Raw genomic sequence first — 19,068 nt, forward strand, 5'->3', positions numbered from 1 at the left:
ATCTAATGGCATTATTAAAGATAAAAAATCTTTCTGTTCATTTTAGTGATCAAACGGCCCCTTTTCGTGCCGTTGATCAGATTAGTTATCAGGTAAAAGCCGGCGAGGTGGTTGGTATCGTCGGTGAATCAGGTTCAGGTAAGTCAGTCAGTTCACTGGCTATTATGGGGCTGGTTGATAAGCCAGGTCATGTGATCGCCGATACATTGATTTTCAATGGATGTGATCTATTAAAAATGACAGAAAAAGAGCTCTGTCAGTTAATTGGAGCTGAAGTAGCAATGATTTTCCAGGATCCGATGACCAGCCTTAACCCTTGCTTTACTGTTGGTTATCAAATTATGGAAACGTTAAAAATTCACCATGGCGGTAATCGTCGTAGTCGTTATCAACGCGCTATCGATTTGTTAACTATGGTCGGCATTCCTGAACCAAAATCACGCTTTGGCATCTACCCGCATCAGTTATCAGGAGGTATGAGCCAGCGTGTTATGATCGCGATGGCACTGGCTTGCCGCCCTAAATTATTGATTGCTGATGAGCCAACGACAGCACTCGACGTTACTATTCAGGCACAAATCATGGAGCTGCTCTTAAGCTTGCAGCAACAAGAAAATATGGCTTTAGTATTGATCAGCCATGATTTAGCGTTAGTAGCTGAAGCCGCTGATCATATTATTGTCATGTATGCCGGGCAGGTGGTGGAATCAGGTAAAGCCAATGATATTTTTGCTGCTCCACGTCACCCCTACACACAATCACTATTGAAGGCATTGCCCGAATTTGCGCTCAATAAACAGCGCTTAGCTTCGTTACCAGGTGTTGTTCCGGGAAAATATGATCGTCCGGTTGGTTGTTTACTTAATCCTCGTTGCCCTTATGTCGGTGACAAATGCCGAACTGAGGAGCCGCTATTGCAGCTTATCGCTGATAGGCAAGTAAAATGTCATATTCCACTGGATGATAACGGAAGACCAACAATATGAATAACCCCAACCAATTGGTAACACCCTTACTAAAGGTAGCGGAGCTGAAAAAATATTATCCAGTAAAAGGTGGTTTGTTTTCAGCGGATAGAACAGTAAAAGCCTTGGATGGCGTTTCATTTGAGCTGCAAAAAGGTAAAACATTGGCGATAGTCGGCGAATCAGGTTGCGGAAAATCGACATTAGGGCGGCTATTAACCATGATTGAAACGCCGACTGCTGGTGAGCTTTACTATCAAGGACAGGATCTATTAGTTAAAGATAAAATGGCGCACAAGTTGCGGCGGCAAAAGATCCAAATGGTATTTCAAAATCCTTATGCATCGCTGAATCCACGTAAAAAAATCGCTCAGATCCTCGAAGAGCCTTTATTAATTAATACCCCATTTTCTGCTATCGAGCGTAGAGAAAAGGTCTTGCATATGATGGCCAAAGTGGGGTTGAAGGCAGAACATTTACACCGTTATCCCCATATGTTTTCTGGCGGACAAAGGCAACGTATTGCTATTACCCGTGGCTTAATGCTTGAACCGGATATTGTGATTGCCGATGAACCCGTATCGGCACTGGATGTTTCTGTTCGGGCACAGGTATTAAATTTAATGATGGATCTACAGCTGGATTTTGGTTTGTCGTATGTTTTTATTTCTCATGATCTATCGGTGGTTGAGCATATTGCTGATGAGGTGATGGTGATGTATTTAGGCCGGTGCGTTGAAAAAGGCACGAAAAAACAAATTTTTGGCTATCCACGCCATCCTTATACTCAAGCACTATTATCTGCTACACCTCGGCTCAATGCTGATTTACGTCGTGAACGGATCAAATTAACCGGTGAATTGCCAAGCCCAATCGATCCACCACCAGGTTGTGCCTTTGCTGCCAGGTGCCAACATGCTTTTGCCCAATGTCGCCACTCACGACCAGAGTTAACTAGTTATCATGACCACCAGGTTGCTTGTTTTGCCATCGACTTAACGAATATTTAGTGATCACTCGTAACTAATCAATCTCTTTGTTAATTGAAGTGATAATAATATTTATTAGTATTATTATCACTTTTTTATTATTTAGCTGTTAGCTTGTATATCAATATTATCAGATCACAGGCAATATATAGCTCAAAATTAATTAAATAGACTACTAAATATCTACAGTAAAAAATAAATAAGAAATATATTATTTTATAAATAGAATGATATTTTATAATGCCAATTTAATAATAATCGTAAATAATAATATTTAATAAATATTTATTATGATAACTATCTTAATGATTATATTTGTGTTTTTTATTTTATTTGACAAATTACATAATATTTTTTTAAGCTGAAAAAGCTTTAGTATAAGCGTTAATTTATTAATTACAGGGAACTATTTTATGACAAAAAATAAACTGAGCTTTATTGCTTTAAGTGTTACCAGCATCCTTTTTTCTTTTCATATTAATGCCAGTGAAAATATTATTGTTGATAGTAATAAGAGTAAAGATCTTGCTATTAAAATTAAAGATGGAATTGAACATATTAATATTACAAAGACTAATAAGCAAGGTATTTCACATAACTATTATCAAAAGTTTAATGTTGGTGAAAAAGGAGCTGTTCTTGATAATACCGCTGTAGCGGCAAATATCATTATTAATGAAGTGACTTCGGCGGAAAAAAGTTTTCTCAAAGGCAATTTAAGGATTAATGGTCAAGAAGCAAATGTGATGGTTATTAATCCATATGGTATTGAGTGTGATGGTTGTTCAACTTCTGGTGTATCAGAATTCACTCTGCGATCAAGAACTCTATCGGATAACTTAATGGATGTACAGGGACATGGAGCAGCAAATGGTAATACTTTTATGATGAACGAATTACCTTCTTCTGCTAATCAGATTGTCTTTAAAAATATTTCTCAACCAATTAATGCTAATGGTTCACTAATGGTTGATGCCGATAGAGTAGCTATAATCGATGGTGATTTACAACATAACCAACATTATAAATTGATTATGAATCATAATGAAGAGATTATAGCTAATAAGGTAACTATAAAGAGTAACGATTTATCTATTGATCACAGAGTAGCAATGAACTTTGATCAATTAAAGGTGAATATTGCTGGTAAAGTTAATAACTACGGAGAATTAAATGCCAATAGTGTGGATATAGATGTGCAGGAAGATTTTATCAATCACCGAGGCTCTGAATTAAACATTGTTGGCAAAAATAATGATAAGTTAAACAATTCGAATTTCAAGGCAGCAAAATTAAAACTTGATCACGCATATCTTGATATAAATAACACTAAGATCAAATTTGACATTGATGAGTTTAACAGTCTTAATGGTCAGATAGGTTTTCAAAATTCGATTGTTACAATGAATAGTGATAAGTTTTTCAATGAAAACGACTATAAGAAGAATGATCAACATCATATTGAAGAAAATCTTTCAGATGGTGCTATTTTACTTGATAATACTAAGTTCATTATAAATAGTAAGGAGATTATCAATAAAGCTGCGATTAGAGGTAATGGTAGTTTGGAAATTAAAGCTAATTCTTTTATTGGTAGAAATAATATTAAAATAATGGGTAAAAAAACAACTAAAATAGGCCAATATACTATTAATAAAAATGGAGAAGTAAAAATTACTGTTAATGGACTACTTGATACATATGGAAGTAAAATAGCGGCTAGTAATAGTTTGATAATTAATACACAGAAACTAAAAGCTAAAAAAGGTGATATTAAAATTATTAATAGAAATAAAAATATTAAGCCTATTGTTCGTATAGCTGATTAATTAATATTAATCTTGATTAAAATTTGAAATTTGCTAATAGTAATAAAATTTAACAATGCCAATAGAAAAATAAACTAGTTTTTTATCAATAGATAATTTATCAATTATAGCACCTGCTAGAAAGCAGGTGCTATTTTTATACAGCAAACAACGAGAAGAATGATAAATTTCATTATTAAGCTAATTGAAATTTTGCTCAAAGTATAAAGTAAAAAACATGGTGGCGTTTTTATTGTTAAAATTTATATCTATAATAATAATTATATTTTGTTTTTTTTATTTTATTTGACACATTACCTAATGTTTATTTAAGATGAAAACGCTTTAGTTTAAGCGTTAATTTATTAATTACAGGGAAATTATTTTATGAAAAAACACAGACTGAGTTTTATCGCCTTGAGTATTGCCACTATCCTTTCTTCTTTTCATATTAATGCCAGTGAAAATATTATTATTGATAATAATAAGAAAAAAGATATTACTCTAGAAATTAAAAATGGTATTGAACATATTAATATTGAAAAAGCGAATGAGAATGGTATTTCCCATAATTATTATCAAAAGTTTAATGTTAGTGAAAAAGGGGCTATTATTAATAACCCAACTTATCTGGCGAACTCAGCTGCAAAATTTATTATCAATGAAGTCACATCTAATGAAAAGAGTTCACTTAAAGGTGAATTGCGGGTTAAAGGCGATGATGCATATTTGATGATTGCTAATCCAAATGGTATTGAGTGTAATGGTTGTTCATTTTCCGGTACTAAGCAACAGTTATTAGTAACAGGCAAAGTTAAATTAATCAATAACGAGGAATCATCAACCTTACCACAAGGCGGTAAGATCCACTATAAAGATGGCGATTTGAAAATTAATGTCTCAGCTGAAGGAAAGATTATATTTAAAAATAATATTAAGTCAGTTCATGATGAAGGGTTATTAACACTTATTTCTAATGAAATAGCGATGTCTGATGGTAATCTAAATGGTAAGTTTCTTAAAACCATTATTGGTAATAATGAAATTAAATTTTCCCATAAACATAAAACCCGTGATTTCTATGATGTAAAATATAATTTTTCTACGAATCAACAGATTCCAGCTTGTATCTTGAAAACGGTTTAAAATAGTTACGATTAGATTTGGCAAGGTGCATGCAGCCCGATTCCTCCTTGTATCTTGAAAACGGTTTAAAATAGTTACGATTAGATTTGGCAAGGTGCATGCAGCCCGATTCCTCCTAGGGTTTTAAGCCCGTTAATTAGCGACCGGCGCATACACTGAGCCACTCATCTGAAACCCGAACAGTTGTCCGTACTCCATAACGCATTTGCAAGGATGGGTAATCATGAGTCAGCCAAATCCACTTTGTGTGGGTATTGATGTTTCTAAAGCAACGCTGGACATAGCAGCCAGCTGTGATATTGCACAGTTTACGGTCAGTAATGACTCTGACGGTTTTGATGCCATTATCGCCGAATTGAGAAAGCATTCGGTGGTGTTGGTTCTGATGGAGGCAACTGGCGGGCTTGAAGCTACTGTGGCCTGCTCGCTCCAGGCTGAAGGCTTTGACGTCACTGTGATCAATCCCAGACAATCCCGAGACTTTGCCCGCGCTATGGGCTATCTGGCAAAAACTGACCGTATTGATGCCAAAGTGCTTGCACAAATGGCAGAGGTTATTAATCGACATCCGGAGCGAGAGCGCTTTATCCGGACTCTGCCAAATGCAGAACGTCAGGTTCTTGCTGCGATGGTCGTACGCAGACGCCAGTTGATTACAATGTTGGTGGCAGAACGTAATAGGCTGTATACCGCACATCCACAGAATAGAAAAAGCATCAACATCATCATGGACAGTAGCCCGCCTGCGTCGGGAGCTAAGACGCTGTAAGTAAATGGCTGTCCTTAGTAACCGCCTCCCGTTATAATCCGGTGTATGTATATTCCCCGACCCGCAAAACTTCTCTTCCAGATAGATGACGGCTGGAACCGGTTACTCATGAAATACGGCTCTTCCGTTCCTGAATGGACTAAACTGGTCGTCGAACGGATGCTCGCCTGTGGCACCGGTGCTATGGGTATCCGTCGTTATTGCTGCGACTCCCCTGACTGCCCGCACACCAAATATTTCTGTCAGAGCTGCAAAAGCAAAGGCTGCAGCGCCTGCGGGATGAAAGCCACCGAACAGTGGATAGCCGAGCAGCAACACATTTTGCCAGACTGCGAATGGCAGCACATCACTTTCACTATGCCTGATAAACTCTGGCCGGCATTTAATCACAACTGGCCATTACTGAATCAGTTGTTTGCCTGTGCCGCTCGAACCCTGCTGAAATGGGCAGAAAAACTCAATATCGAAATCGGGTTGTTTGTCGCCCTACATACTTACGGGCGTCAGCTTAACCAACACCCGCATATCCATTTATCGGTGACCCGCGGCGGATTATGCCGCAAACACGACGTCTGGCGACCGGTTTTCTTCAAAAAGAAAGTAGTAGAGCGGTACTGGCGCCGGGCTGTCATCGCGTTACTTCGAGAGAATTACGGCGGGCTGAATTTACCTGCTGCCGGCTATGTGCATATCCGCGACTACCGGGAATGGTGTCAGTTTCTGGAATCACAGTACCAGCGGCGCTGGAAAATTCACTTTGCGAAAAAAACCAAACATACCCGACAAAATGTCAATTATCTTGGCCGTTACCTGAAACGCCCGCCGGTTGCAGCCTCAAAACTGCGTCATTATAACGGCGGCACTGTTGTCCATCATTACTATGATCACCGGACGGGAAAGCACCGCACCCAATATCTGAGCCAGGAAGCAATGTTGTTGCGCTACATCAGCCATATCCCGTCACAGCATTTTAAGATGGTGCGGTATTACGGCTTTCTGGCCAACCGGAAACGGGGTATTTTGCTGCCGAAAGTCTATGCGGCACTGGGTATGCAGGTGAAGAAAAAACCGCATAAACCGGGCTTTGCGTCGCTGATGAAACACTTTACGAATGTGGATCCGTATCAATGCATATTATGTGGGAGCCGGATGATTTTTAACAGCGTACAGGTGGGTATCAGAGCAGAAGTATTACTGGAAATGCGCCGTAAGATAGTCAAAAAGGCGCGATGGTTACGGAAAACCGCGTAGGGAAGATCTAACTAAATTCAATTTATTGTATAAAAAAACCTCTGGTTGACGAAAAGCCAGGCGACTACTTGATGGTGAAACTAGAGATCGGTCATCCGTATCAGCAATTAAGGTCAGAAAAAAAGAAATAATTAACATTCAATTTCCTAACCATGAAGATGAACTTGCCAGAATCGATGAGGATATGAACAACCACATAAGGAACCACTTTAAGGATCTGGCCGCTAGGCTGAGCAGCATTAAAGGGGTTGGTACCATGACAGTTGCTGCGTTGTTGGCGGAGCTTCCCGAACTGGGCAGCCTCTCGAGGCGAGCTATTAGCGCGCTTGTAGGCGTTGCCCCCATAAACCGGGACTCGGGTACCATGCGTGGTCGGCGAACCATATTTGGCGGAAGGGACGGAGTCCGAACAGCACTTTATATGGCCGCGCTTGTAGCAACTCGCTTTAATCCGGTGATAAAAGCCTTTTACATGCGTCTGCTTGCAGCGGGAAAAGCCAAAAAAGTGGCGCTGGTCGCCTGTATGCGCAAGCTGCTGACTATCCTGAACGCGATGCTCAGAAAGAACGAAGAATGGAATGAGTCGTACCATCACGTTTCTCCATAATTTTAACGTTCAAGACAGTTGCTAATTACTCACTTATCCGTAAAGGAAAGGACGGTAAAGCGGATAAATATCGAGTAGCCAATTATTCTGATTATTATCACTCGGCGACGGGCCACTTTGGCAAGCAGGAAAATAGTCCCGATGCAGGTTTGTTGATTAATCAACATGCAACTGTGAAATTTAGTGGTTTAAGCATTACACAAACGGGTGATAGTCGCGTTATTAATGAAGGGCAGTTGAGTGCTAAAAAGTTTTATGCAGATGTGGAAAACGAGTTCATTAATAGGAAAGGCGCTGTATTGGATGTTGGTGATCAACAATATAATAAATCTGTAAATAAATCGCTTATTAAAGCAAAAGTTTTAAAATTTGATCATGCAACTTTTGAAATGAATAATACTGGTACAAATATTAATGTTGATTCGTTTGAAAATACCAATAGTCATATAAGTAGCAAAAATGCCATTGTTTATGTAAAAAGTAACCAATTTGATAATAAAAAGGACTCTTATCAATATCGTCATTTTGATGGTAATAAACCATCAGATTCAAATTATGGCAAATTTTCACTCAACAATTCCAAGTTAGTATTCGATAGTAAAGAGATTACCAATAATGCTGACTTGATAGGGGATGGTCGCTTAGAAATTAACACTGATTCTTTAAAAAATCGTGGCACTATTAAGGTAGAGGGTAAAAGAACAACTAACATAGGACAACACATTATTAATAAAAATGGGGCAGTAAAGATAAAAGTTAATGGAATACTTGATACATATGGAAGTAACATAGTTGCCAGTAATGGTTTAATAATTGATGCTCAGCAACTAAAAGCTAAAGATGGTAATATTAAAATTATTAATAAAAATAAAAACATTACGCCTGTGATTAGTACAGCAGAGTTAATTGATATTACTACTGATGAGCAGTTGAAATTTGTTAATAGTAATAAATTTGACTTTAAGTGGAAGATGTAAATAAAAAATAAATTAGTTTTTTAGCAATAAATAATTTATTAGTAATAGCGCCAACCAAAGATAGGCGCTATTTTTTATTTAGCAATTAACGGGATGAATGATAAACTTAACTGTTAAGCTAATTAAAATTTTTCTTAATATCCAAAGTGAAAGTTTGATGGATAGTTTTTATTGTTGAAATTTATTTTTGTAATATAATAAAATAATTAAAAACTTTATTATTATAAATAATTATGTTTTATTTTTTTTATTTAACTTGACGCATAATATAATTTTTATTTAAGATGAAAACGCTTTAGTCAAAGCATTAATTTATAATTTATTAATTACATGGAGGTGCTTTATGAGAAAAAATAAATTGAGTTTTATCGCTTTAAGTATTGCTAGTATCTTTTACTCTTTCCATGTTACTGCCAATGAAAATATAATTGTTGATGATAAGCTAAAAACTGATTTAACGGTTGAAATGAAAGATGGTATTGAACATATTCATATTGAGAAAACAAATGAAAATGGTATTTCTCATAATTATTATCAAAAATTTAATGTCAGTAAAAAAGGTGCTGTTCTTGAAAATACAAACGATTTAGCGGCAAAAATTATTGTTAATGAAGTGACTTCGGCAGAAAAAAGTTTACTCAGAGGCAAGTTAACCGTTAATGGTAAAGCAGCCGAGCTAATTATTGCTAATCCTAATGGTATTAAATGTAATGGTTGTTGGTTTGCTGGTTCACCAACCCAGCGGTTAGTAATAGGAAAAGTTTTTTATATTGAAGAAAATTCTCTAAACAGGTTTAGAGATGTGGGTTTTAATGAAGTAGAGTCAGGAGAAATACTTTTAGCGACTGAAAATGGTGATATTGTATTTAAAGGTAATAGTCGTGTTCATCGTAGCGGAAAAGGACGCTTAGATCTTATTTCTCGTAATATTAAAATATTAGATAATAGTTCTCTGTCTGCAAGCAGGATTTATGCCACGATCGGTGATAATATTTTAAGAGTTTCTCATGATAATCAATTATCTGTTATTGGAAAGAGTATGCCATCAACCAAAACTCCTGCTACCGGTTTATCTATTGGAGCAGATGCACTAATTCAAGCTAAATATATAAATATTAAGTTAACTGATGATAGTTCAATAAATAATAGATAATAAGTTGGGACGAGTAATTTTGATGTCGATATAAAAAGTAACTTTATTAATGACAAAATGTGCAATTAGCTAATGGTGATAATGGTAACGATAAACCAGAAAAATTATTGTATTTTGCAATAAAAGCTAAAAGTCTTAGGTTTAACAGTACATATTTTAATATTAATAAAGTAGATGTAATTTTGTTTTTGAATCATTATTGGTTAATTATGATAATATTACAAATATTAGCGATTATATTATTAACTTTTATAATTAATATAGATTATACAACAGGTAATAATAAAATTAATGATAGTAAATTATATTTTATCTAAAAAATAATAAACATAGAAAATGAAGCTCTCGTTTTTGATAGAGGCTTAATTCTAGGTAGTAGGCATCTGAAATTAAAATCATTTGGTAATGTGGAAAATAGTGGAACTATAGAAATTATAGACACCAGTCTAGTATCGACATTAGTTGAAGATGCAATAAATATAGATGCTATTAATGTTAATAATGATAACGGTAAGATAATTTCAGTAAGAGATTTAACGGTTGATATAGTTATTTTTCTGCTAAAGATGAAGTTATTTCAACGACATATTGGCAGAATAAATCGCTAATATGGTACCTCTCACTGCTTGATGAAATGGCATTCGCTGAAATAACAATACTTAATTTGGTCAAAGTGATAGATTATCAGAGGATATATTTGAATAGTTAACCTCTCCAAGTCATAGCGGCTACGGCAAAGTAGGCGCTATTGTTTTTTCTGATCGACAAACAAATCATTTTCTATAAGAATAATATTCCATAAAATTATTAAAATGAAAATTTTATCATAAAAATAGATAACAAAATTGTATTAATACATTGATTTAAATAGATCATCTGTGATGTATGTTGTTATTCGTTATATTTGAATAATTTTATTTATAAATTAACAACTTTATTGATTGTAATCGTAGTTAATTATTAATATGTTTTATATTATTTAAAGTGATAATATCAGTAACCTGTATTAAACAACTATTTTTGACCATAATGTAGTTAATAAAATTCGATAGATATCAAATAATCTGTCAAAAAACGTAGTGGTGAACTTTAAGCTTAACATGGTAATCTTAGAGATCTAAAAACATCCCAAATATTATGAGATTTAACCAGAGATCGGCTGTCTAAGCCCTGAGGTGGTACTTTCCGTTAAAAATAAATGTGGCATTTGACGGTTAAATCCAACAATTAACAACAAGAGGTTTGCATGCAGGGCATAAAAATTCGGTATTTTATTGGTGGCGCACTAATGGCTTTGTCCAGCCAACTGCCGGCAGAAACTTTGCAACCTGATCCTGCCTGGCAGCAGGGTAAATTAGATAATGGTTTTTCCTGGCAACTATTGCAAACTCCACAGCGGCCGAATGATAGGATCCAATTGCGGTTAGTTGTCAAAACGGGTTCAATGGTAGAAACAGCAAGTCAGAGAGGCTTTGCCTATTTGATTCCCAAAATGGCACTGTTTCACAGCAAAACCTTAAGCAGTTCGCAATTACAACAGTTATGGCACAATGCGATTGATCCAACAGCACCGATCCCTCCGGCGATTGTCTCTTATGACGTAACTCTTTATAACCTAAGCTTACCTAACAATCGACCTGAGTTACTGAAAGAGGCACTGCAATGGTTGGCAGGCTCGGCAGCGGGTAGCCAATTTGATAAAAAATCATTAATGATGGTAACGTCGTTACCAAAGCGTATGGTAGTAACACATCCAGCTAATGTAAAAGATCCTTTATGGCGAGCGAGAATAAAAGGATCAACCTTAATTGGTCATGAACCGGGAGCGATGCCAGTTACCCCGGTTAAGTTAGAAGAAATTAACAAATTTGTTCAACAATGGTATACACCTGACATAATGACGCTTTATGTCGCTGGCCATGTTGATAACCGTTCATTGACCGAAAATATTAATCAGATTTTTTCAGCACTAAGTGGGAAACGCTCTATGCCGGTTACTGTGGCGGCGCTCCCCGTTCTTCCACCACAAATAATTAATTTAACCAGCTTGGATCCAGCAAAAGATTCTTTATCGTTGACTTGGGATTTTGGTTGGCGAACGATTAACGATTCTGAAATGTTAAAGCGTTATTGGCTTGATGATTTAGCCAGAGAGGCTATTTTTCGTTCAATTAAACAGTCTTTTGACAAAAAATATGGCAAACTTGTTGGATTGAATATGGATTGCCGTATTCAATATCAGCGAGCGAGCTGTGCATTATTAGTATCGGCTGCGCCTGAAAAAATGAAGAGTGTAACCGAAAGCTTGTTAGCAGAGTTATCTGCTATTAGCAATAAAGGTATTTCTCAGGCCATATTTGAGCAAATAGTACAAGAAAAACAGCAGCAATTAGATCAGCTGTTTGCGGCTTATGCCAGAGTAAGTACTGACATATTAATTAATCAGCGGCTGATTTCACAACAAAATGGTGTCATAGATATTGCCCCGGAACAGTTTCAACGTTTAAGGCAAGCTTTCCTGGCAGAATTAACATTAGCTGTAATGACTGAAGATGCTAAACGGTTGGTTGCGCAAGAGCCTACCTTTATTTTATCTCAACCAGTGGATAAAAGGCGATTAGATATTGAACAGCTTAGAAATAAGTTTAAACAGGCTCTTTGGTCGGCAGTGGCTGCATCCGCAACGGAACAGGAAGTAAATGACAGCTCACCTGTTACCAGCTTTAATTAATCATGATAAAAAATCATAACTCAATGGTAATAAAGATATTTGGATATCATGAACAGGTAGCCTATCATCTTAAATAAATAGGGTTATGCAGCAAATAGTTACTGATGATTATTTTTTTCAGCAATATTTATATAGCAGAATTGTTGGATTTCATTGCTAACTTTCTATTACTAATAAGTTAACAAGTAATAGTTTTATTATTATGCTGGTTTATCTGTGGCTATCCAGGCAGCACAGAAAAGGGTCAAACGGGCAAAAAAGTAAAAAAAAGCCATAAGACCAATAACTGAACCAAATGCTGCACCTGATGGTGAGCTCGCTAGGTTAGGCAATACCCAAGTCATAATAGATTTGAGTATTTCAAAGCCAATAGCGGCAATTAATGTTCCTTTCAGTAACGAAAGACGGCGAAATTGTTGATGAGGTAAGATCCAAAAAATCCACAGGAACAATAGATAATTTGCCATAATTGAGATGGTTAAGCCGACTATTGTCCAAATTGGACGTAACCATTCAATAGCATCAAGATGCAATAGACTAACCAGTGTTGCTTGTGCCGAGCCGGCAATAGAAGTTAATGTAATGGTGATAACTAAGGCAATTAATAAGCCGATAAGAAAAAGAAAATCACGAAAATAGCGAAAAAAAATGGATTCTTTCTCATCTTCGTTTCTTTCCCAAATATCACGAGATTGCGCCAAAATAGCTTGACGAAGGTTATTAACCCAATTAACACCAGAATAAAGTGCAATCGCTAAACCGGTCAAACCGACGGCTGTACGTTGGCGAATAGCAGTATCGATACTTCTTTCCAGCGTTTGGGCTAATGTTGGATCACTAATGCTTTTTGATATACCACGGATCAATTTTTCCAGTAAATCGGGATTGGAGGCTAATATAAAGCCAGTTGCAGCAAAGGAAAACATAAGGACAGGGATCAAAGAGAGAAAAGAAAAATAGGTAATAGCGGCACCAAATTGGTTGCCCATACGGTCATTAAAACGTTCTGCCGCGCGGATCAAATGGGCAATAAATGGCATATTACAGATAACATCAACCCACTTCTTTGAATAGGTTAATGCTTTCTTACCACTAACAACACTTTTGTTCAATGTGTTTTTCACCTTTTTGCTCTCCTTAGGCTGCATGGCTATCATTTGCTCAAAATTACTTTTAAGCATGACCTATTTTTATTTAAATCCGTTTAATTTGCTGATGATTTATTTACTTGCTTTTAATATTTCCTCTACTTTATGCAGTTCAGTTTTGGCTTGTTGCAGTTTTTGTTGCTGCTTACTAATTTTATTCTTATCTCCTTTTGCTTGTGCCTCTTTCAAGTCAACTTCACGTTCTCTAACTTTTAAGCGTTTTTTCTCAACTTCATTTTTATTTTTTTGATATATAAACTCAGAGCTACAATTATTCTCTAAATTTTTTAAAGCCGTTTTTAACCCATCAATTTTATCTTGATTATTATCTTTTTTAGCATATTCGATTTGGGTCTGTAATGTTTGTTTTTTTTATTTCACACAAATTTATATGTTGGTTAGCAAATACCAGGTTACTACCAAGCATAAATGCAATACAATATATGGATAATGATATTTTTCTCATCGTCTATTCACCTTTTATTGTTAATAGTCTATTTAGCATAATGCTATAAATATGTTATGTCATTATCAGAGTTTAATATTACTATGATAAAATGTGCTGTAATATAAGTATAATAGTGGCTATATTTAGCCCCCGCAAAAACAGTTTTTTACATTAAATGGTAATAAATTTATGTTAAGTTATCGTCACAGTTTCCATGCTGGTAATCACGCAGATGTATTAGCATATTGTACAAAGTTTGATTATTGAGTCTCTCAAGGAAAAAGAAACGCCTTTTCTGTATCTTGATACTCATGCTGGAGCTGGTCGCTATCAACTAACAGGTAAGCATGCTGGTAAGACGGAAGAATATCTTGAGGGAATTGCGCGTTTATGGCAACGAGATGATTTGCCGACAGAGTTAGCTGCTTACCTAACAATAATGACTAAACTGAATGCCAAAGGTGATCTTCACTATTATCCAGGATCGCCATTATTGGCTAAGTTTTTGTTACGCGAGCAGGATAAACTGCTTTGGTGGTTTTTAACGGGTTATTAATAAATAGCCCTATAAGAATGTTAGTTAAACTGTAATTTAATTAATAAAATGGAATAAATTAACGATGAATGAGCATTATAATTATATTGCTATTGGTGGTGGTAGCGGTGGAATTGCTTCAATAAATCGTGCTGCTATTTATGGTCAGAAATGTGCGCTTATTGAAGCAAAAGCATTAGGTGGAACTTGTGTTAATGTTGGTTGTGTACCCAAAAAGATCATGTGGTATGCCGCACAAATTGCAGAAGCGATTCAAGCTTATGGGCCTGATTATGGTTTTAATACGAGTATTAATCAATTTGATTGGCAGAAACTGATCACTAACCGACAAAGCTATATTAATCGTATCCATCAGTCTTACGAACTTGGTTTGAGCACTAACAAAGTTAAGGTAATTAATGGCGTTGCGCGTTTTATTGATGCTCATACCATTGAGGTTAATGGCAGCAGGCTAACCGCAGATCATATTCTAATTGCCACCGGTGGCAGACCTGCTTGGCCTAATATTCCCGGCGCGGAATATGGAATAGATTCAGATGGTTTTTTTCAATTAACATCTTTACCTAAACGAGTCGCAGTTGTTGGTGCTGGTTACATCGCTGTTGAATTGGCTGGCGTATTGAATGCTTTGGGTAGTGAGACCCATTTGTTTGTTCGCCAACATGCTCCTTTGCGTCATTTTGATCCTATGGTGGTTAAATCATTGCTAGTGATCATGAAAAATGAAGGTATAACATTGCATACTGAATCTATTCCTAAAGCTGTGATTAAAAACTCTGATGGTAGTTTAACTTTACAGTTAGAAAATGGCCAAGCTCAAACTGTTGATACATTAATATGGGCAATTGGTCGTGAGCCAATGACAGACAATTTAGGTCTTGATCTGGCTGGTATAGAACGGGATAGCAAAGGTTATATTAAAGTTGATAAATTCCAAAATACTAATATAGAAAGAGTGTATGCAGTCGGTGATAACACCGGAGCGGTCGAATTGACCCCAGTTGCTGTAGCGGCTGGCCGTCGATTATCAGAACGTCTGTTTAATAATAAACCTGATGAACATTTGGATTATAGCAATATACCTACAGTAGTATTTAGTCATCCGCCAATAGGCACCGTTGGTTTGACTGAGCCACAAGCAAAAGAAAAATTTGGTAGCGATAAGATTAAAGTATATCAATCATCTTTTGTTTCAATGTACACAGCGGTAACCGATCATCGTCAACCCTGCCGTATGAAGTTGGTTTGTGTTGGTGAAGAAGAGAAAATTGTCGGTATTCACGGTATCGGTTTTGGTATGGATGAAATCTTGCAAGGTTTTGCTGTTGCATTAAAAATGGGAGCTACTAAACAAGATTTTGATAATACCGTGGCTATTCATCCAACGGCGGCAGAAGAATTTGTTACTATGAAATAATCACTGTCTTGTCAGTGGTTATTTTGATTGATAGATTTTTAACCCGTGAATTAGACTATTGGTTAAGGATTATCGGCGGAAAACTAACGCTATTAGATGGTTGAGAATATAGCTTAATTTATTGATGGTACTGTTACTTGCCTATCGCAATAGTACCTATTTAATTCATCCAGAACTTACAATAAAAATCTATTATTAATAAAATAGTCTGTTTTATTATTTATTTTTATCATTTGTCTGTTAACCAATTAGCGATATAATCGGCTATCTGTTCAGGAGAGTTAATATCCAATTGCAGAAGTTGGGTAGCTTGTTTGTCATCACTTGCGACTGCTATAACGTGTTGATCCATGATATCCAAGAAAGGGCGATTGGAAGTCGCTCGATACAGTGCAATTTTAGGGATACTTTCTTCTTTAAATCCTTCAACTAAAATTAAATCGGTCTGTTGGGGATCAAATTGATTGGCTAAATAAGCTAAATCAAGAGTGGTATTATTTGATGTCTCTGTCATTAACTCCCAACGTTGTTGACAGGCAATTAATGTTTGCTTAGCGCCTGCTTGGCGTAATTGATAGCTATCTTTATTAGGCTTATCAATGTCCATGTCATGATGGGTATGTTTGATAATCCCGACTTGAATATTCTTTTTAGCTAGCAAAGGAATAACTTTCTTTAATAGCGTTGTCTTTCCCGTACCACTATAAGCTGTTATTCCAAGTAGTGGAATTACATTTTTATTTGTCATTTATTTGCTGTTGCTCCCATTGATAGCAATCTGCCAACGTATTCAGATTAACAAAATTTTTGTCATAACTGGCAAAATTTACTGCTGAAGCGTTAATTTTTTCCATAAAAGACATTACCTTGTGCTGATGCTTAATTAAATTTTCTTCTAGTGTTGGGATAACAGAACGATGAAGTAATGCAAAAGTTGGATGGTTAAAGCCAGCGCTCGCGACATAACTGCCGACATTTTCTTTGCGGCCTTGCCAAAGTTTCATCACTAGGTCATCGGGAAAATCTGGCACATCACAAGGTACAAAGACAACCCAAGATGTTTGAGCGGCATAAAGACCTGCTAACATGCCGGCTAGGGGACCAGCAAAATCGACTATGGTATCAACAATAACAGGATATCCCGCTTGTTGATATTTTGTGATATTTCGATTGGCATTAATGAATAGATAATCAACTTGTGGCAACAGTTTTGCAATTGCATATTGGTAAAGTGATTTGCCTGCAATCTGGATCAGCCCTTTATCGCCCCCATTCATTCGGCGAGCTTGCCCACCTGCTAATATTATGCCAGTGACTACAATTTTGGCCATACTCAATTTACCTATTATGCTGGAGTCTTTAATTATTTATTTAATCTTGTTATAAACAACATTTTATATTATGGGAGTAAAGAATTAAATATTCTAATATGTTAATCTATTATTAGTGAAAGAATTGTGATTGATTAAGAATATTTATAAGATTTGTTATCTAAATAGATTATATAGTGGCTGGCCATTGAAAAATTAGCGGTAAAATAAATGAGTGCTTTTTGGACGACAGAATTTTTTCGATTAGAATACTACTCATGGCAGTTTGATTGTTTTTGATAAGCCGTGTCGATATATTAACAATTACGCTGAACGTAATAAAATTAAAAGAAAAGCTAACTAGATTGAGTTTTATATCTAATCCGATTATTCTTTAATGATACTTATTTTTGTACCACTTTCACCCATTAATACTCCATTACTGTCATCTACATCAAATTGGTAAATTAATCCCTTTTCTGTTAGTTTTATGTTGCGTAACTTTATTATTTTTAACACTTTTTCATTGTGAAATACAGCCATACCAGGCTTTAATCTTTGAAAAGTTGTTTTACGTTTTTGTTGTACATTAAACATAGTAACTTTCCTAAAATATTTTGTTAGAATATTAAATAAGCATTAAACCGATTAAGATTAATCATGCTATTAATTACCTACAATAATAGTAAAAATATCTTTACATTAATGTATTTAAAAAATTCATCCTAAAAATATTTTTTATAAATAAATTTATATAATATAGAATGAATTAACATAAATTTATCCCTTAATTATTTTAATGATAGACATTTAAATAAATTTCCCAAGTGTTGGCAAAAGCTTTTAACTAAATTTATAATATTTATGAAGCAACTATTTTAATATTTATTTTCAGATATTTTGTAATTATAAAACAGTGTATTATATTGGTAAATACCTAGGTTTTAGGTATTGCTGCAGATTAATATTATTAATATACTTAACGATTTAATTATTTTATGGAAATAAATTTTGCTACAGATTGCGCTTGCTCAGATTGATACAATTTTGGGCGATAAGAAAAGTAATTTATTAAAAATAGAAAAATTATGTAAAAAAGCGGCATCGAATAATACGGATATTATCTGTTTCCCTGAATTAGCAACAATTGGTTATTCGCCAGAATTATTACGTACTGAACTATGGTCGCTGAGTGAATCGAATGGAGGCGAAACTGACCAATTATTAAGTAAACTCTCAACACAACTAAATCTAACCATTATATGTGGATTTATTGAACGTGGAGAGATTTTAGGTGAAATTTTTAATTCAGCAGCTGTTTGGACGCCAAATAATGAAAGTTGGATTGGAACATTTCAAAAAATTCATTTGGTTAATCATGAAAGAACTTGGTTTACTGCTGGGAAGAATATACCTATATTTGATACGCCAAAGTGCCGTATTGGTGTAATGATTTGTCACGATGCCGGTTTCCCTGAACTTGCTAGAATTCTAACCTTGAAAGGAGCAGATATGCTGTTTCTTCCCGCCGCCTGGCATAAAGAAAGTAAAGATATCTGGTCGATAAATTGTGCCAGTCGAGCGTTGGAAAATGGCATTCATTTAGCAGCTGTCAATCGATGGGGTAAAGAACAAGATCTAAATTTCTTTGGTGGCAGTCAATTAATAGGAGCATGTGGGCAGTTGTTAAAAGTAGCATCTTATAATGATGAAGATCTTGCTTTTTGCGAGGTTGACTTTAACTTACAAGCAAAAAGCAGATTATAGATACCTTATTTGCGGGATAGACGGAC

16 protein-coding genes and 3 pseudogenes are annotated in these 19,068 nt (G+C 35.6%); 13 read left to right on the forward strand and 6 right to left on the reverse strand.

The genetic code is table 11. The features are described 5' to 3' along the window. Positions 1-5: 5 nt before the first annotated feature. The 4 genes from dppD to AACL31_RS05210 all read left to right on the forward strand — a co-directional run bounded on the left by dppD (position 6) and on the right by AACL31_RS05210 (position 4,908). Complete coding sequence (gene dppD, locus AACL31_RS05195) at positions 6-986, forward strand: dipeptide ABC transporter ATP-binding protein (protein ID WP_310511781.1); 981 nt, start codon at positions 6-8, stop codon at positions 984-986. Continuing rightward, positions 983-1,975, forward strand: a complete 993-nt coding sequence (locus AACL31_RS05200) for a peptide ABC transporter ATP-binding protein (protein WP_339053807.1) — start codon at positions 983-985, stop codon at positions 1,973-1,975. Before dppD ends, AACL31_RS05200 begins: the two co-directional genes overlap by 4 nt. A 392-nt stretch (positions 1,976-2,367) precedes the next feature. Next, a complete protein-coding gene (locus tag AACL31_RS05205; protein ID WP_310511783.1) occupies positions 2,368-3,783 on the forward strand; it encodes a filamentous hemagglutinin N-terminal domain-containing protein in 1,416 nt (471 codons plus the stop codon). A 366-nt stretch (positions 3,784-4,149) separates the two neighbouring features. Continuing rightward, positions 4,150-4,908: a filamentous hemagglutinin N-terminal domain-containing protein gene (locus tag AACL31_RS05210; RefSeq protein ID WP_310511784.1), complete on the forward strand. Its 759-nt coding sequence runs from the start codon at positions 4,150-4,152 to the stop codon at positions 4,906-4,908. Here AACL31_RS05210 and AACL31_RS05215 read toward each other — a convergent pair. Continuing rightward, positions 4,865-5,008, reverse strand: coding sequence for a hypothetical protein (locus AACL31_RS05215; RefSeq protein WP_339053808.1), 144 nt, complete (start codon positions 5,006-5,008; stop codon positions 4,865-4,867). The two genes, AACL31_RS05210 and AACL31_RS05215, sit on opposite strands and share 44 nt — an antisense overlap. Positions 5,009-5,131: 123 nt before the next feature. Here AACL31_RS05215 and AACL31_RS05220 point away from each other — a divergent pair. The 6 genes and pseudogenes from AACL31_RS05220 to AACL31_RS05245 all read left to right on the forward strand — a co-directional run. Continuing rightward, a pseudogene (locus AACL31_RS05220) lies at positions 5,132-5,638 on the forward strand (IS110 family transposase); the annotation flags it as partial. An 84-nt stretch (positions 5,639-5,722) separates the two neighbouring features. After that, complete coding sequence (locus AACL31_RS05225) at positions 5,723-6,928, forward strand: IS91 family transposase (protein WP_339053809.1); 1,206 nt, start codon at positions 5,723-5,725, stop codon at positions 6,926-6,928. A 235-nt stretch (positions 6,929-7,163) separates the two neighbouring features. Next, positions 7,164-7,535 (forward strand): annotated as a pseudogene (locus AACL31_RS05230) (transposase); the annotation flags it as partial. Between the two features lie 152 nt (positions 7,536-7,687). Beyond that, a complete protein-coding gene (locus tag AACL31_RS05235) occupies positions 7,688-8,512 on the forward strand; it encodes a hypothetical protein (RefSeq protein WP_310512304.1) in 825 nt (274 codons plus the stop codon). Between the two features lie 343 nt (positions 8,513-8,855). Further along, the gene (locus AACL31_RS05240; protein ID WP_310512303.1) at positions 8,856-9,665 is read left to right on the forward strand and encodes a filamentous hemagglutinin N-terminal domain-containing protein; all 810 of its coding nucleotides are present in this window, start codon (positions 8,856-8,858) and stop codon (positions 9,663-9,665) included. A gap of 1,246 nt (positions 9,666-10,911) precedes the next feature. After that, a complete protein-coding gene (locus AACL31_RS05245) occupies positions 10,912-12,396 on the forward strand; it encodes an insulinase family protein (protein WP_339053810.1) in 1,485 nt (494 codons plus the stop codon). A 200-nt stretch (positions 12,397-12,596) separates the two neighbouring features. On the opposite strand, the gene yhjD is transcribed toward AACL31_RS05245, so the two are convergent. Together yhjD and AACL31_RS05255 are read right to left on the reverse strand one after the other, a co-directional pair. After that, entirely contained in the window at positions 12,597-13,553 is a 957-nt protein-coding gene (gene yhjD / locus AACL31_RS05250; RefSeq protein WP_310512306.1) for an inner membrane protein YhjD, read from the reverse strand. Between the two features lie 63 nt (positions 13,554-13,616). Continuing rightward, entirely contained in the window at positions 13,617-13,892 is a 276-nt protein-coding gene (locus tag AACL31_RS05255) for a DUF1090 family protein (RefSeq protein ID WP_339053988.1), read from the reverse strand. Positions 13,893-14,181: 289 nt separating this feature from the next. Between AACL31_RS05255 and rlmJ the strand changes: the two are divergent. Together rlmJ and gorA are read left to right on the forward strand one after the other, a co-directional pair. Next, a pseudogene (gene rlmJ / locus AACL31_RS05260) lies at positions 14,182-14,521 on the forward strand (23S rRNA (adenine(2030)-N(6))-methyltransferase RlmJ); the annotation flags it as partial. A 91-nt stretch (positions 14,522-14,612) separates the two neighbouring features. Further along, positions 14,613-15,965, forward strand: a complete 1,353-nt coding sequence (gorA, locus tag AACL31_RS05265; protein WP_339053811.1) for a glutathione-disulfide reductase — start codon at positions 14,613-14,615, stop codon at positions 15,963-15,965. Positions 15,966-16,194: 229 nt separating this feature from the next. Here gorA and mobB read toward each other — a convergent pair whose 3' ends face one another. The 3 genes from mobB to AACL31_RS05280 all read right to left on the reverse strand — a co-directional run bounded on the left by mobB (position 16,195) and on the right by AACL31_RS05280 (position 17,872). After that, a complete protein-coding gene (gene mobB / locus AACL31_RS05270; protein ID WP_310512299.1) occupies positions 16,195-16,713 on the reverse strand; it encodes a molybdopterin-guanine dinucleotide biosynthesis protein MobB in 519 nt (172 codons plus the stop codon). Then, positions 16,703-17,296: a molybdenum cofactor guanylyltransferase MobA gene (gene mobA / locus AACL31_RS05275; RefSeq protein WP_032116076.1), complete on the reverse strand. Its 594-nt coding sequence runs from the start codon at positions 17,294-17,296 to the stop codon at positions 16,703-16,705. Before mobA ends, mobB begins: the two co-directional genes overlap by 11 nt. 366 nt (positions 17,297-17,662) lie before the next feature. Next, a complete protein-coding gene (locus AACL31_RS05280) occupies positions 17,663-17,872 on the reverse strand; it encodes a hypothetical protein (RefSeq protein WP_310512298.1) in 210 nt (69 codons plus the stop codon). A gap of 414 nt (positions 17,873-18,286) precedes the next feature. Between AACL31_RS05280 and AACL31_RS05285 the strand changes: the two genes are divergently transcribed. Beyond that, complete coding sequence (locus AACL31_RS05285; RefSeq protein WP_310512297.1) at positions 18,287-19,042, forward strand: nitrilase-related carbon-nitrogen hydrolase; 756 nt, start codon at positions 18,287-18,289, stop codon at positions 19,040-19,042. Positions 19,043-19,068 lie beyond the last annotated feature (26 nt).

This window comes from Arsenophonus endosymbiont of Crataerina pallida (assembly GCF_964020125.1).
Classification (GTDB): domain Bacteria; phylum Pseudomonadota; class Gammaproteobacteria; order Enterobacterales; family Enterobacteriaceae; genus Arsenophonus; species Arsenophonus nilaparvatae.

Bases quoted from the DNA above. Each gene is read 5' to 3' on its own strand.
- AACL31_RS05280 (WP_310512298.1), bottom strand. From the start codon at position 17,872: ATGTTTAATGTACAACAAAAACGTAAAACAACTTTTCAAAGATTAAAG.
- AACL31_RS05215 (WP_339053808.1), bottom strand. From the start codon at position 5,008: ATGCACCTTGCCAAATCTAATCGTAACTATTTTAAACCGTTTTCAAGA.
- AACL31_RS05225 (WP_339053809.1), top strand. From the start codon at position 5,723: ATGTATATTCCCCGACCCGCAAAACTTCTCTTCCAGATAGATGACGGC.
- AACL31_RS05200 (WP_339053807.1), top strand. From the start codon at position 983: ATGAATAACCCCAACCAATTGGTAACACCCTTACTAAAGGTAGCGGAG.
- mobB (WP_310512299.1), bottom strand. From the start codon at position 16,713: ATGACAAATAAAAATGTAATTCCACTACTTGGAATAACAGCTTATAGT.
- AACL31_RS05240 (WP_310512303.1), top strand. From the start codon at position 8,856: ATGAGAAAAAATAAATTGAGTTTTATCGCTTTAAGTATTGCTAGTATC.
- AACL31_RS05210 (WP_310511784.1), top strand. From the start codon at position 4,150: ATGAAAAAACACAGACTGAGTTTTATCGCCTTGAGTATTGCCACTATC.
- mobA (WP_032116076.1), bottom strand. From the start codon at position 17,296: ATGGCCAAAATTGTAGTCACTGGCATAATATTAGCAGGTGGGCAAGCT.
- AACL31_RS05245 (WP_339053810.1), top strand. From the start codon at position 10,912: ATGCAGGGCATAAAAATTCGGTATTTTATTGGTGGCGCACTAATGGCT.
- AACL31_RS05205 (WP_310511783.1), top strand. From the start codon at position 2,368: ATGACAAAAAATAAACTGAGCTTTATTGCTTTAAGTGTTACCAGCATC.
- gorA (WP_339053811.1), top strand. From the start codon at position 14,613: ATGAATGAGCATTATAATTATATTGCTATTGGTGGTGGTAGCGGTGGA.
- dppD (WP_310511781.1), top strand. From the start codon at position 6: ATGGCATTATTAAAGATAAAAAATCTTTCTGTTCATTTTAGTGATCAA.
- yhjD (WP_310512306.1), bottom strand. From the start codon at position 13,553: ATGATAGCCATGCAGCCTAAGGAGAGCAAAAAGGTGAAAAACACATTG.